The organism is Mycobacteriales bacterium (assembly GCA_035550055.1).
Classification (GTDB): Bacteria; Actinomycetota; Actinomycetes; order JAFAQI01; family JAFAQI01; genus DASZTV01.
Genome location: DASZRO010000008.1, coordinates 1 through 13172, shown reverse-complemented (window position 1 = coordinate 13172; position 13172 = coordinate 1). Strand labels below are relative to the sequence as shown.

Annotated in this window: 15 protein-coding genes; 3 read left to right on the top strand and 12 right to left on the bottom strand. The window is 70.0% G+C overall.

The window, feature by feature from the left end; all coding sequences use genetic code 11:
- Positions 1–6: 6 nt before the first annotated feature.
- Complete coding sequence (locus tag VG899_01480) at positions 7–783, bottom strand: DUF429 domain-containing protein (GenBank protein HWA65026.1); 777 nt, start codon at positions 781–783, stop codon at positions 7–9.
- Positions 784–827: 44 nt separating this feature from the next.
- Here VG899_01480 and VG899_01475 point away from each other — a divergent pair, with 44 nt between their 5' ends.
- Positions 828–1208 (top strand): DUF3224 domain-containing protein, encoded by a 381-nt coding sequence (locus VG899_01475; protein ID HWA65025.1) that lies wholly within the window; start codon positions 828–830, stop codon positions 1206–1208.
- Between the two features lie 10 nt (positions 1209–1218).
- Here VG899_01475 and VG899_01470 read toward each other — a convergent pair whose 3' ends face one another.
- Positions 1219–1620: a hypothetical protein gene (locus tag VG899_01470; protein ID HWA65024.1), complete on the bottom strand. Its 402-nt coding sequence runs from the start codon at positions 1618–1620 to the stop codon at positions 1219–1221.
- A gap of 53 nt (positions 1621–1673) precedes the next feature.
- Here VG899_01470 and VG899_01465 point away from each other — a divergent pair, with 53 nt between their 5' ends.
- Positions 1674–2138: an SRPBCC family protein gene (locus VG899_01465; protein ID HWA65023.1), complete on the top strand. Its 465-nt coding sequence runs from the start codon at positions 1674–1676 to the stop codon at positions 2136–2138.
- Positions 2139–2153: 15 nt separating this feature from the next.
- Here VG899_01465 and VG899_01460 read toward each other — a convergent pair whose 3' ends face one another.
- Both VG899_01460 and VG899_01455 read right to left on the bottom strand, forming a co-directional pair.
- Complete coding sequence (locus VG899_01460; GenBank protein ID HWA65022.1) at positions 2154–2975, bottom strand: SDR family NAD(P)-dependent oxidoreductase; 822 nt, start codon at positions 2973–2975, stop codon at positions 2154–2156.
- 15 nt (positions 2976–2990) lie between these two features.
- On the bottom strand, positions 2991–4184 hold the full coding sequence (locus VG899_01455) for an acyl-CoA dehydrogenase family protein (protein HWA65021.1): 1194 nt from the start codon (positions 4182–4184) through the stop codon (positions 2991–2993).
- Positions 4185–4270: 86 nt separating this feature from the next.
- On the opposite strand from VG899_01455, the gene VG899_01450 reads away from it, so the two are divergent.
- Positions 4271–5374, top strand: coding sequence for an acyl-CoA dehydrogenase family protein (locus VG899_01450; protein HWA65020.1), 1104 nt, complete (start codon positions 4271–4273; stop codon positions 5372–5374).
- A gap of 28 nt (positions 5375–5402) precedes the next feature.
- Here VG899_01450 and VG899_01445 read toward each other — a convergent pair whose 3' ends face one another.
- From VG899_01445 to VG899_01410, 8 genes are all read right to left on the bottom strand, one after another.
- Entirely contained in the window at positions 5403–6878 is a 1476-nt protein-coding gene (locus VG899_01445) for a class I adenylate-forming enzyme family protein (protein ID HWA65019.1), read from the bottom strand.
- Between the two features lie 15 nt (positions 6879–6893).
- The gene (locus VG899_01440; protein HWA65018.1) at positions 6894–7802 is read right to left on the bottom strand and encodes an SDR family oxidoreductase; all 909 of its coding nucleotides are present in this window, start codon (positions 7800–7802) and stop codon (positions 6894–6896) included.
- A gap of 31 nt (positions 7803–7833) precedes the next feature.
- Positions 7834–8772, bottom strand: coding sequence for an alpha/beta hydrolase (locus VG899_01435; protein ID HWA65017.1), 939 nt, complete (start codon positions 8770–8772; stop codon positions 7834–7836).
- Between the two features lie 25 nt (positions 8773–8797).
- Positions 8798–9511: a helix-turn-helix domain-containing protein gene (locus tag VG899_01430; GenBank protein HWA65016.1), complete on the bottom strand. Its 714-nt coding sequence runs from the start codon at positions 9509–9511 to the stop codon at positions 8798–8800.
- Positions 9508–9957, bottom strand: coding sequence for a hypothetical protein (locus tag VG899_01425; GenBank protein HWA65015.1), 450 nt, complete (start codon positions 9955–9957; stop codon positions 9508–9510). The genes VG899_01430 and VG899_01425 overlap by 4 nt, the downstream gene beginning before the upstream one ends.
- Positions 9954–10994, bottom strand: coding sequence for an alcohol dehydrogenase catalytic domain-containing protein (locus VG899_01420; GenBank protein HWA65014.1), 1041 nt, complete (start codon positions 10992–10994; stop codon positions 9954–9956). Before VG899_01420 ends, VG899_01425 begins: the two co-directional genes overlap by 4 nt.
- Positions 10995–11013: 19 nt before the next feature.
- Positions 11014–12234: an alcohol dehydrogenase catalytic domain-containing protein gene (locus tag VG899_01415; protein HWA65013.1), complete on the bottom strand. Its 1221-nt coding sequence runs from the start codon at positions 12232–12234 to the stop codon at positions 11014–11016.
- A partial coding sequence (locus VG899_01410; GenBank protein HWA65012.1) for a GMC family oxidoreductase occupies positions 12234–13172 on the bottom strand: 939 nt, incomplete at its 5' end. The genes VG899_01410 and VG899_01415, both read right to left, overlap by 1 nt.

Sequence of the window (13172 nt, the reverse complement as noted above, 5' to 3'; positions counted from 1 at the left end):
TGGCTGTCACGAGGCGCTGGGGTCGTACTCGACGGGGGCGATGAGCTCGTCGAGGCGGCAGGTCGGTACGGCGATCCAACCTTCCCGCCGGGCGCGCTGCACCAGCCCGCGCGGGATCTGCGCCGTACCCCGATAGACCATCGTCGCCCGGGCGACCAGTGCGCACATCAGCGCGTCGAAGGCGTCGTCGGATCGGCGAACCGCCGCGCGGTGCTCGCCGAGGTCGAGCCGGCCGCGGAAGCCCCTGCGCAGCTTGTCGGCCATCGCGGACAGGCCGCCCTCGTTGCCGGCGCCCTTGTACTTGCCGCCGTCGAGCTTCCAGTGCCGGATCGCGAGCGCCGGATACGTCTCGGCGACCCCGCCGGTCACCCCCGCCCGGTCGACCTCGATCCCGGCGCGCGCCATCGCGGCCAGCAGGCCCGCCGCCCGCATCGCCGGGACGGCGATCAGGTCGGAGGACACGCTGAGCGGGCGGCCTAGCTTCTCCTCGATCAGGAACAGGTCGGTCGCGCGATAGCGCAGCGGCACCCGCGCCGCGGCGTCGACCGGCGTCGACGCGACGTTGCCGGCGTGGTGCTCGTTGACGAACGCGACGAAGTCGTCGGACCAGCCCAGTGGGCAGTCGATGCCGGTCTTGTCCGCCTGAACTGCCAGCTCGAGGATCTGCTCGTCGTCGGCGGTGGCGAGCAGCTCGACCAGGCGGACCCCCTCGTGGTCCCACTCCAGCATCGCGACCGCCGTGCGTTTGGGCTCGGCCGCGAGGTCCACGCCGACGGTGATCACCCCGGCACGGTAGCGAGGGTGAGCCGATTGGGCATGATGCGGGCATGACGTTGATCGCGCGATTCGCCGTGACGAAGGCCGAGCCGACCACCCCGAGCGGGCTCGACGCCGACTGGGTCGGGATGCTCGTGTTCTCCAAGACGTTCAGCTCCGGGATCGTGGGGTCGGCCACCACGTTGTTCATGTCAGCCGGGACCGAGGAGGGGTCCCGCTCCTACGTCGCGACGGAGCAGATCCGCGGCCGGACCGATACCGGCGAGGAGGGCACGTTCGTCGTACAACACGGCGGGCTGGAGTCAGACCCCTCGACCTGGTTCGGGCACATCGTGCCGAACGCCGGCACCGGCGACTTCGCAAGCTGGACCGGCTCGGCGCGCATCCAGCACGACGACGACGGCGCGTACTTCGAGATCGATCTCGGCTAGCGCGCCGCGGTCAGCGCGCCGCGATCGCCTGCCGGATCGCGGCGGCCAACGCCTCGGCGCGCAGCGGGTCCCGGCGCAGCCCGGTCGCCTGGTGGCAGCTGCCGTCCTCGGTGATGACGCAGACGTATCCCGCGCCGGTCGTGTCGTGCGCTCCTGCGATGACGGTGACGTCGGTGACCTCGGTGCGTGGCAGCCGGATCGTGTGGGACAGGTTGCGGACGAGCACCCGATCGTCGGTGACGAACACGCCACCGATCAGGTTGCGCCACACCGCCCATGCTGTGGCCAGCACCACCGGTACGACGGCGACCGGCGGCAACAGCAGGCCGGCGATCACTGCCAGCACCACACCGTACGCCGCGACGGCGGCAGCCGCACGCTTGCGTGAGGCGTTCTGGAAGGCCACCGGCACGTGCCCACCGTAGATGAGCCCGGCCAGGCCCCGGCGCGTGCCAAGATGCCCGCATGATCCGAGGTGAGGGCTCAGCGTTCATCGCCGGCGTGACGGCTCAGGACATCTTCGATTTCGTGCTGGATCCGGCTCAGTACTCGAAGGCCGACCTCAAGGTGGTCGGCGTGACGAAGCTTGCCGACACCGACGACGGCATGATCGCCCGTGAGGACGGCAAGTTCCTGGGCAAGTTCCCGGGCTCGGTCATCACCCGCTACCGGTGGCTGCCGCCGCACTCGATCGACGTCGTCCTCGAGCACGGCGTCGCGGCGTACATGCATGCGTGGTTCGAGATCGAAGACCGCGACGGCGGGGCGTTCGTGCGACACGTCGAGGAGATCGCGATGCGCCGCCCGTTCGGCAAGTTGTGGGACCTCACCACGAAGAGCTGGTTCGCCCAGTCCGTGGCCACCGAGGTTGCTGAGATCGCCCGCCTGATGGAGTCAGGTGAGCGCGGCCGGGGGATCGCCGCCCACTAGAACCGCGGAGAGGGGTCAGACCTTCTCGACGGCTTCGGGGTTCTTGGCGAAGGCCGCGCTGCCGGCGATGAAGCCGTCGACGTCCTGCGCCTTCAGCTTCACGACGTCGCCGAGCGACTCGGGGATGTAGCGCTCGAAGCCATCGCCGGTCAGCGCGTCGAGGATCGCGGCCGCGCAGTCCTCCGGCGGGAAGAACTCTCCGTCGTACGCCGCCTTTTCGTTGCCGGGCACGTCGCCCCAGATCGAGGTCTCGATGGGTCCCGGCTGGATCGCGCGGACGTGGATGTTCTCCTCGTAGAGGTCGACCGCCATGACCTCGCTGAAGCCGTTGAGCGCGAACTTGCTGCCGGCGTACGCCGACTCCCGCGGCGGCGCGACGCGGCCCGCGAGGCTCGCCACGTTGACGACGACCCCGCTCCCGCGCTCTCGCATCAACGGCAGGAGCGCGAGCGTCATCCGGACCGGTGAGAAGTAGTTGAGCGTCATGATCTCTTCGACCTCTTGCGCGGTCAGCCGGGTGACGTGCTTGCGCTTCGGCGCGCCGGCGTTGTTGACCAGCCCGTCGATCGCACCGAAGCGCTGCCACGCCTCGAGGGCGACCTTCTCGGCAAGCGGCAAGTCGGAAAGGTCCGCGGCCCATACCTCGACATCGGGAGCGCCGGCGTCGCGGGTCTCCTGGGCGACCTGGTCGAGCAGCTCCTTGCGGCGGGCGACGAGGCCGACTCGGGCGCCGGCGGCACCGAGTGCTCGGGCGGTCGCGGCGCCGATGCCGGTGGACGCGCCCGTGACGAGGATCGCGGAGCCGGCCAGTTGCAGCGTGTTCTTCGGCTTTGGCATGACGTCAGCCCCTTGTCACTTGCGTGGCAGCTTGATCGCGCGGTCGGCGATGATGTTCTTCTGCACCTGCGTGGTGCCGGCGCCGATCGAGGTGTAGCGCTGGTAGCTGTACAGCCGCGACCAGTTGCCCTTGTCGACCGCATCCGGCCCGCCTCGCGCCAGCAGTGCCGCCGTACCCAGCAGGTCCACCTGCAGCGCGGCGAGGGTCTGGGCGAGATGGCTCCACTGGAGCTTGGCGATCTGGACCTCTGGCCAGCCCTTCTCGCCCTTGAGCACCTTCGACAGCGCCCGCATGTTGAGCAGTCTGGTCATCTCGATCTGGGTGTACGCCCGCGCCAGCCGGTCCCGCAGGTCCGGGTCGGCGAGAGCGCCCGGGTTGTTCTCGCGCGCCCAGTCCACGGCGCGGTCGAGCTCGGACTTCATGGTGATCGACAGCCCCGCCGTACCGACCCGTTCGTTGGTCAGGGTGCCCATCGCGACCATCCAGCCTTCGCCCTCGTTGCCCAGCCGCGAGAAGTCGGCGGGGATGCGGGCCTGGTCGAAGGTCACGAGGCAGAACGAGTCCTCGCCGACGATGTCGGTGATCGGTGTCGCGGTGATGCCCGGGGTCTCCATGTCGACGATCAACGCGGTGATGCCGTCGTGCTTGGCGCCGCGCTCCATCGCCGTCGGGTCGGTGCGCACCAGGAACAGGCCCCACTTGGCGATGTGCGCGGTGGTGATCCAGATCTTCTGGCCGTCGAGGACGTAGTCATCGCCGTCGCGGATCGCGAGCAGCCGCAGGTTGGCCAGGTCGGAGCCGGCCTCGGGCTCGGAGAACCCCTGGCACCAGTGCTCGTCGGCGTAGAGGATGCCGTGCAGCCAGCGGTCCTTCTGCTCCTGGGTGCCCCAGCGGATGATCATCGGGCCGATCTGCCAGATGCCATTGGTGTTGAAGATGCCCGGCGCCTTCGCCTTCGCCATCTCCTGGGAGTAGATGACGTTCTGCATCAGGGTCGCCTCGCGGCCCCCGAGCTCCTTGGGCCAGTTGATGGCGGCCCAGCCGCCGGCGGCCATGACCTTCTGCCAGGCCTGCCGCTTCGCGTACAGCTTGGTCATCCCCGGCACCTCGGGGATCGGCTGCTCGTCGAAGGCCGCGAGGTTCTTCTCGAGCCACTCCCGCAGCTCGGTGCGGAACGCCTCGTCCTCGGGCGTGTACGCGAAATCCATGGTGCCGAACCTATCGCGCCGTGGGGTGCAGCCGGCAGCGTTCCCTGACATTTGCGTCAGGGTTGTCGAACCCGCAGGATGTCGGCGTGGACTTCGACTTCAACGACGACCAGAAGGCCCTCCGCGAGGCTGTCCGGGATGCCCTCGCGGGCATGGTCCCGGCGGGTGAGATGCTTGCGATGGTGGGCGAGGGCGGCCGGATGCCCGACGGGCTGTGGCGGCAGATCGCCGACCTCGGCTGGCCCGGCCTGCTGATCCCGGAGGAGCACGGCGGGCTCGGCCTCGGCCTGGTCGACATGACGGTCGTCTGCGAGGAGATGGGCCGGGTCCCGCTGCCGGGCCCGTACTTCTCGTCGGCGGTGTTCGCGACATCGGCGGCCCTGCGGCTCGGCGCCGACGAGCTGCTCGCCGACCTTGCGTCGGGCGCGAAGCGGGGGACGGTCGCGGTCGAGGAGATGGCGGTCGCCGGTGACCCGCTCGTGTCGGTACGCACCCGGGCGACCAGGGACGGCGGCGGATGGGTCCTCGACGGGCTCAAACCGGCCGTGGCGGACGGGCCCACCGCGGACTGGGTGATCGTCGTCGCGCACGACGGCGACGGGCTCGCAGGTTTCCTGGTCGAGGGTGCGGACATCGAGCCGGTCCCCGGTCTCGACCCGACGCGGCAGCTCGGGCGGCTCGCAATGTCCGGCACGACCGCCCGGCGGCTCGGTCCCGCGGGCGACCAGACCGGGCTCTTGCGGCGCATCGTCGACGACGCGGCGGTGATGCTCTGTGCCGAGCTGATCGGGGCGTCGGAAGCCACCTTCGAGCTCGCGGCCGAGTACTCCAAGGCGCGGGTGCAGTTCGGCCGCCCGATCGGGACGTTCCAGGCGGTGAAGCACCTGGCCGCGGAGATGCTGCAGGAGCTCACCCTCGCGCGCGTCATCACCCATTACGCCGCCTGGTGCTCCGACGTCGATGACGACGACCGCGAGCTGGCGGCGAGCATGGCCAAGTCGTACGCACCCGAGGCGGCGATCGCGGTGACCAGCACGAGCATCCAGATCCATGGCGCGGTCGGGTTCACCTGGGAGTGCCCCGCGCACTTCTACTACAAGCGGGCCAAGGCCACCGACCTCATGCTCGGCAAGCAAGGCTGGCAACGCCACCGCGTCGCCGATCTCATCCTTGGCACAATCCCCGCCTGACAGCGCAGCGCCCGACGGGTAGGTGTCGTTATCGAGCGGAGGGTGGGGTCTTCAGCAGGGGGTGGTGCTGGAGCTCACGCTTGAGGACCTTGCCCGTCGCGTTCCTCGGGAACTCCTCGACCAGGTAGATCCGCCGCGGCGCGGCGTAGTCGGCGACCCGCTGCCGGCACCACGCGACCAGGTCCTCGACCGTCGCGGCGCCCGGTTCGGTGAGTACGACGAAGCCGACCACGTCCTCGCCGAGGACTGGGTGCTCGACGCCCACGACGGCCGCCTCGCGCACGCCCGGGTGCTCGTAGAGCGCGGACTCCACGTCGGTGGCGTGGATGTTGAGCCCACCGCGGATGATGACGTCCTTGGCCCGGCCCGCGATGTAGAGGTAGCCGTCATCGTCGAGCTTGCCGAGGTCGCCGGTGCGCAACCAGCCGTCCGGGTGGAACATCTCCTGCGCCTCGGCCGGCACCTTGTAGTACTCGCGTAGCTTGCCGGCCGGTTTCACCTGCACGTTGCCGATCTCGCCGACCGGGACCTCGGCGTCCTCGTCGTCCACGATCCGCACCTTGGCCGGCGGGACCGCGAGCCCGACCGAGCCGGGACGCTTCACGAGCTCGCCCTTCGGCATGAAGAAGTACGCCGTCCCTGCCTCGGTCATCGAGTACGAGTTGGTCACCATCGCGTCGGGGACCAGCTCTTGCAGCGCGAGCAGGGTCGCCGGGGCGATCGGGGCCGAGCCGACCGAGACCATCTCCACGCTCGACCAGTCGGAGCTAGCCATGGCGGGATCGGCGAGCAGCAGCTCCACCATCGCCGGGACGAGGAACACGCACTTCGGCTTGGCTGACTCGATCAGCCGCAGCCAGTCGGCGGTGGCGAACTTCGGCAGGTAGAGCGTGTACATCCCCATGCGCATCGGCTGGTAGACGAACGTCATCCCGGAGAAGGTGAACATCGGGCAGGCGTGCAGCCACGGCCGCCCGGTCCACTCCGGCTCGGCGGTGATGATCATCGCGGAGTTGCTGTGCCGGATCGCCACGCCCTTCGGCGCGCTAGTGGTGCCCGACGTGTAGAGGATCTCCGCGAGGTCGTCGGGGTCACGATCGACCTGCACGTCCTCGGCGTCGTCGGTGAGCAGGCTCTCCCAGCCCACCCCGCGCGGTGCGAGGTGGGCCAGCTCGGGCGCGACGATGGTGACGGCCGGTTCGCAGTGCTCGAGCACCCCTCCGACGAGGTTCGCCGCCATGCGGACGTTGACCGGCACGGCGACGCCACCAGCTTTGTGGATCGCCGAGTAGGTCTGCACGAACGCGAGCCCGTCCTCCGGCCGCAGCACCACCGCCACGCGGTCCCCGGCCGTCACCCCGGCGTCGATCAAGCCGTGTGCCAGCCGCGAGGAGTTCGCGTGCCACTCGCCGTAGGTGATGGAGCCGATGCCGTCGACGACGAACGCAGCCTCGTCCGGGATGCGTTCGGCGACCCAGCGCAGCTGGTCGGGAATCAGCGCCATGTGAAGCGGTGCGTCCTACAGCAGCTGGAACGGCGGCACGCCGGAGTCGTGCTTGGCGAACAGCGTGGGCGCCGCGTCGATCAGGCCATCGACCGTCCACGCCTTGCCGCCTGCGTCGATCGAGCCGCCGAGGCTGAAGCCGCGGGCGACCTGCACCTCGCTGCCCCACACGACGAACACCTGGCCGGACACGTCGGCGGCTGCGGGGCTGGCCAGCCAGCCGATCACGGGGGAGACGTTCTCCGGCGCGAACGCGTCGAAGGCGCCCTCCTCGGTGGAGCCGAAGCCCGCGAAGGTGAGCTCGGTCATCCGGGTACGCGCGCGGGGTGCGATCGCGTTGGCCGTCACGCCGATCTTCGCGTACTCGCGTGCCGTCACCCAGGTCATTGCCACGATGCCCGCCTTCGCGGCGGCGTAGTTCATCTGGCCGGCGTTGCCGAACAGGCCGGACTCGCTGCTGGTGTTGATGACCCTGCCGTACACCTCGTCACCGGCCTTGGACCGCGACCGCCAGTAGGCGCCGGCGAAGTGGGTCGTGGCGAAGTGGCCCTTGAGGTGTACGTCGATGACTGAGTCCCAGTCTTCCTCCGACATGTTGTAGCTCATCTTGTCGCGCAGGATGCCCGCGTTGTTGACGAGGATGTCGAGGCCGCCGAAGGTGTCGACCGCCTGGCTGATCAGGTTCTCGGCGGCCTTGAAGCTCGAGCAGCTGTCGTAGTTGGCGACCGCGTCGCCACCGGCCGCCTTGATCTCCTCGACCACCTCTGCGGCTGGACGGTTGTCCGTCCCCTGGCCGTCCCACTCGCCGCCGAGGTCGTTGACCACGACCCGGGCGCCTTCCGAGGCGAGGAGCAGGGCGTGGGCCCTCCCGAGACCCCGGCCAGCGCCAGTGACGATGGCGACCTTGCCGTCGAGCAGACCCATGACATGTGACCTTTCGTTTGCGCTGTTGCGGCTAGTTGGTTGTGGTGGGGAGGACCTCGTCGAAGAAGTCCTTGATCAGGTTGGCGGTCGACGCCGGGTTGTCGCCGGCCGCCAGGTGACCTGCCGAGCTGATCGTCGCGAGGCGAGCGTTGGGCAGGATCGAGGTCACCTCGTTCGCGCCGTCGCTGGACAGCACGTCGCTCGATGCGCCCCGCAGGACCAGGACCGGGACGGTGACGGTCGCGGCCTCCTCGCCGAGGCCGATCAGGATGTCGTTCTCCCAGTTCACGTTGACGTCTCGAAGCCGCTCGCGGCTGATCCGGCCCAGGCTGTGCTTCCACACCCACCGGCCGTCCGGGCGCTGCCGCAGGTTGCGCTTGAGCCGGTCGGGTGGCGACGGCTTGCGGTTCGGCAGGTACTCCGCGATCGCTGCGGCCGCCTCTTCCAACGACCCGAACGACTCGTGCTTGGTCATGAAGTCGATGATTCGCTGTACGCCGGCCGGCTCCAGCTTGTGCCCGACGTCGATCATCACGAGGGCCGAGACCAGCTCGGGGTGCGCCGCGGCGAGGGTCAGCCCGATGATGCCGCCGAGTGAGGCGCCGATGATCGCCACGGGCCGCACGCCGAAGTCGTCGAGCAGCGGCGGCAGCGTCTCGGCGAACGCCTGCCGGGACACGCCCTCCTCGGTCAGCGAGCCGGACTCACCGTGGCCGGGCAGGTCGATCGCGATGACGTGCAACCGCTCGCGCAGCGTGTAGCCGATGTCTTCGAACATGTACGCCGTCTGCCCGCCGCCGTGCATGGCGAGGACGGCAGGGGCCGACGCGGGCCCCCACTCGAGGTAGTGGACCTGCCGGCCGCCGATGACGGTGAACCCGCTGCGGCCGCCCTTGGGGACGTCGTGCTCGTCCGGTCCATGCGCCAGGCCGCCGGGTTCCACCCTGACGGCGGCGTCAGCCTCCGACATGCCGCATATTCTCGCCCACGCCCGCTCAGCCGGCTTTGCGGACCCGGCGCGGCCGCGAGGTGACGGTCCGGGCGCGGCGCCGCGCGATACCGCGGTCGGGCACGAAGAAGCCCTCGAACACCGCACGGGTCAGCGTGTCGATCGCGTCCTCGCGCGACACCTCCACCTGGTGCGACTGCCGGAAGTAGTTGAAGCGTTCCAGCATCGACAGGCAGGCGAGCCCTTCGGCCAGGCCGTGGTCGTCGAGCGGACGGACCTCGTGGATCCGGGCGGCGAGCGCCCCCGAGATCTGGATGAGGGTGCCGTGTGCGCGCTTGCCGAGGTCGCGGTCGGAGAACTCCCACTCGGTCTGGGCGCGGATCACGCTGCCGTGCGCGGCGTACGTGTCGACGAACTGGGTGACCCACTCCCGGATCGCCTCCCGGCCTTCCTCGTCCGGGGTGATCGGGCCGAGCGAGGCGGCGAGCCGCTCCATGTCGGCTGCCGCGTCGAGCGCGAGCGCCTTGAACAGGTCTTCCTTGTTGGAGAAGTACAGGTAGAAGGTGCCGTGGGAGGTCTTCGCGGCCTTGACGATGTCGTCGACCCGGGCGTTGTGCAGGCCCTGCGCCTCGAACACCGACCGGCCCGCGGCGAGCAGCCGCTGCATGGTCTTGCGCCCCTGCGCCCGGAGCTCGCGCTCCTGGGCCGGGGCACCGCCGCGCGCTGCGGCGGAGGTCGGCCTGGACGGGGAGCGGCTCACTGCTGCGGCTTCCAGTCGAAGTACTGCACTTCCACCTTCAGCGGCAGGATGTGCCGGACGTAGAAGGCGTGCAGCTCGAGGACCCCGAAGTCGTCGAGCATCTTCTCCTCGAGCACCGTCCGGGGGTCGCGCTCGCTGTAGGCCTTGGCCCTGGCGTAGAACTCCTCGAGCTCGGCGAGGGTGGACACCGACATCCCGTAGTGGTCGACGGTGGTCGCGGTCATCGGGTTGTCGTCGGCTTCGATGAAGACGAACTGCCCGAACTCGTACGCCATCATCACCAGGCGCTTGCGGTCGATCGTCTCGGTTGGCAGCTCCTGCCAGCCGAACACCTCTCCGTAGAAGTCGAGGATCGCCTTGCGGCCCGCCTCGTCGAGCAGGTCGGCCGGCACGGTCATCGCGACGTGGTTGAACCGCGGATGGTCCTTCGTCTTCGCCTCGGTCATGGCCGCACCAACGCTTTCGTCGGGATCTCGCCGGCTTGTAACCGGCGCATCGTGTTCAGCAGGTCGTCCAGCCCGACGTCGTCGGGACACACGAGGGCCTGCGTCGGAAGCCTTCCCGACGCGAGCAGCGCCAATGCGGCGTCTATGCCGCCTGCGTCGTAGCAGTAGGCGCCGGTCACGACGAGCTCGTTGAGCAGGATACGGATCGCGTCGAGCCGCACGCTCATCGCACCGGTCCCGAGCAGCACCAAGGTCCCGGTCGGGCGCAGCAGGCCGAGACCCGTGGTGATCGCGGCCGCCACTCCCGAGGTCTCGATGACGACGTCGTACCCGTCCTGGTGCGCCTGGGTCGGCATCTCGGGTACGGCGGGCAGCTGGTCGGGTGCGACGACGTGGTGGGCGCCGATCGCCTTCGCCCGGTCGCGTCGGGACGCGGCCGGCTCGCTCACCGTGACCTCGTCCGCGCCGTCAGCGAGCAGCGCCGCCGCGACCAGCTGGCCAAGCGGGCCGCCGCCGCTGACCAGGATCCGCAGGCCCTTGGGACCGTCCGGCAGCCTCGCCGCCGTGATCCCGTGCAGGGCGACCGCCAGCGGCTCGGACAGCGCGGCGACGCGTAGGTCGAGGCCTTCCGGTACGGCGTGCAGCGAGCGTGCGGTTGCGAGATGGAACTCCGCGAACGCGCCGCCGACGTCGGATCCGGCGTGGTTCACGCTGTCGCCGCGCATCGGGTCGGCCACGCACAGCGCCGGCCGGCCGGCACGGCACCACTCGCACTCGCCGCACCACGGCGGGCCGCCGACGACGAGATCGCCGACCGACCAGTCCGTGACGTCCGGCCCGGTCGCCGCGATCCGGCCCGACCACTCGTGTCCGGGGATCGTGCCGGGTGGCATCCAGCCCTCCAGCGCGCCGTGCAGGTCGGTGCCGCAGATCCCGCAGTACTCGACCTGGACCAGCACCTCGCCCGGTCCCGGCTCGGCACGGTCGACGTCCCGGACGGCCAGCCGCCCGGGCCCTTCGATCACGGCCGCCCTCATGCCACTTCCCGGTGTCGGCTCATCGGTAGTCGAACGCCACCTTGATCGTGCCGGTCTCGCCCTGCCGGGCGTTCGCGCCGAACGCGTCGCGCCAGGTGTCGAGCCGGAAGGTGTGCGTGAGCATGTCGCTCACGTCGATCCCGCCGGTCGCGGCCCAGTCGAGGTAGTGCGCGATGGCGTGCTTGCGGACGCCGCCGATCTCCTCGACCCCGAACGCGTTGGACCCGATCAGGTTGAGCTCCTTGAAGTACCACGGGCTCCACTCGAACCGGCCGGCCTGGCTCACCCCGGTCATCACCAGCCGGCCACGGGCCCGCAGCACGCGGACCGCGACCTCCATCGTCGACGGCGCCGCGACCGTGTCGTACACGATGTCGACCCCACCCGGGAAGGTCATCGGCAGACCTTCCCACGGGTGATAGAGGGTGCCCTGCGACCAGTCGGCGACCGCGTCGACCAAGGCCGAGCTCGGGTCGTGGAAGAACGCCTTCGCCCCGTGACGGGCCGCGGCGTCGGCCTGGTGCTGCCATTTCACGACCGCGCCGACCTCGACGTCGGGGTGCAGCTTGGCCAGCACGGCGAGGGTCGACAGGCCGAGCGCGCCGATGCCGTACACCAGCGCCTTGCCGCCGGCCTGTGGGGGATTGCGCAGCACGGAGTGCAGCGCGACCGAGAAGGGGTCGGCGAGCACGGCCACCTCGTCCGGCACGCCGTCGGGGCACGGGATGGCCATCGACGTGTGCGCGGGGACGAGCTCGGCGAAGCCGCCGCTCGCGGTCGAGGAGTTGCCGGTGTGGATGCCCGGGGCGAGATGGCCTTCCGTGAAGTGGTGGCAGAGGTTGAACTCGCCCGCCTGGCAGGACGGGCAGAGCGGGGAGATGCCGCGCGGTCCGCAGGACAGCCACGGGTTGAGTACGACGCGCTCGCCGACCCGGCGCCCGGATGCTGCGCCGGCCTCGACGATCTCGCCGATCACCTCATGGCCCAGGACCTGCGGGAAGCTGATCAGCGAGGTCATGGCGTTGTCGCCGTCGCCGTCCATGAAGACCTGCTTGGCGTCGGATCCGCAGATCCCGCACATCTTGGTCTCCAGGATCACCCAGTCGTCCGCAGGCAGCGCCGGGTCCGGGATCTCGCGCAGGTCCATCGGCACCGTCGCGAGCGCCTTCTCGGCCGGCAGCGCGTCGTCGGGGAGCGGGTCCCCCGGGGTGGTGCTCACCCCGAAGATCAGTCCGCGCATCAGGGTGCGCCCTCCTCGTGGTCGCGGCCGAGGTGGGCGTGCCCGTGGCCGAAGTTCTTGGTCGCGTTGCGCAGAGCGGTCGCCATGATGGTCAGGGTCGGGTTCTGCGCTCCACTGCTCGGGAAGACCGAGCCGTCGGCCACGAAGACGTTGTCCAGCCCGCGGACCATGCCGGTCGCGTCGGTGACCGACGTCTTCGGGTTCTTGCCCATCCGCATCCCGCCCATGATGTGCGCGCCGTGGGGAATCGCGGTGCCGGTCAGGCTGTCGGCGAGCGACTCCGGGACCGCGGCGCTCACCGTCGCCGCGCCCGCGGCCTTCAGGACGGCGGTCATGACCGGCACGTAGAACAGGATGGCCGCCTGCTCGTGCTTGCCGGGGGAGTAGGTGATCCGCGGGATCGGTACGCCGCGGAAGTCCTTGCGCTTGCGGTCGAGGTCGACCCGGTTCGTCGCGTAGGGCAGGTCCTCGGCGACGTGGGAGATGCCGGACAACCGGTCACGGAGCAGGCTGGCGCGCATCAAGGTCTTGAAGTTGGTGCCGAACGGCTTCACCGCGCCGCCGGGAACGGCACTCAGCGCGTCGAGGAGGAACTGGTAGATCTGCGCTTCGGCGATGACGTCCTGGCTACCGCCGATCTCGCAGATCCCGCCCCGGAAGTAGGGCAGGCCCATCGTCTTCGCGAACACGCGCGCGCCGGGGAAGTCGGGATCGGCGAAGTCCTCCATGCACTTCGTCGTCGAGCGGCCTCGGTAGGCGTGCATGCGACGGTCGAGGAAGATCCCGAAGCCGTCCATGAAGTTGTGGAACATCAGGTCGCGCCCGAGCCGGTCGTGCGGGTCCGGGAAGTGCGAGAGGTGGGCGAGCCGGGCGGTCTCGATCGCCGACGCGGCCATCACCACCAGGTCGGCGCTCTCGCGTCCCCGGTGGCCCAGGCT

What these genes read in the sequence shown, in the direction of transcription:
- VG899_01475 (HWA65025.1), top strand. Translation starts at nt 828, where the DNA reads ATGACGTTGATCGCGCGATTCGCCGTGACGAAGGCCGAGCCGACCACC.
- VG899_01465 (HWA65023.1), top strand. Translation starts at nt 1,674, where the DNA reads ATGATCCGAGGTGAGGGCTCAGCGTTCATCGCCGGCGTGACGGCTCAG.
- VG899_01460 (HWA65022.1), bottom strand. Translation starts at nt 2,975, where the DNA reads ATGCCAAAGCCGAAGAACACGCTGCAACTGGCCGGCTCCGCGATCCTC.
- VG899_01455 (HWA65021.1), bottom strand. Translation starts at nt 4,184, where the DNA reads ATGGATTTCGCGTACACGCCCGAGGACGAGGCGTTCCGCACCGAGCTG.
- VG899_01445 (HWA65019.1), bottom strand. Translation starts at nt 6,878, where the DNA reads ATGGCGCTGATTCCCGACCAGCTGCGCTGGGTCGCCGAACGCATCCCG.
- VG899_01440 (HWA65018.1), bottom strand. Translation starts at nt 7,802, where the DNA reads ATGGGTCTGCTCGACGGCAAGGTCGCCATCGTCACTGGCGCTGGCCGG.
- VG899_01435 (HWA65017.1), bottom strand. Translation starts at nt 8,772, where the DNA reads ATGTCGGAGGCTGACGCCGCCGTCAGGGTGGAACCCGGCGGCCTGGCG.
- VG899_01425 (HWA65015.1), bottom strand. Translation starts at nt 9,957, where the DNA reads ATGACCGAGGCGAAGACGAAGGACCATCCGCGGTTCAACCACGTCGCG.
- VG899_01420 (HWA65014.1), bottom strand. Translation starts at nt 10,994, where the DNA reads ATGAGGGCGGCCGTGATCGAAGGGCCCGGGCGGCTGGCCGTCCGGGAC.
- VG899_01415 (HWA65013.1), bottom strand. Translation starts at nt 12,234, where the DNA reads ATGCGCGGACTGATCTTCGGGGTGAGCACCACCCCGGGGGACCCGCTC.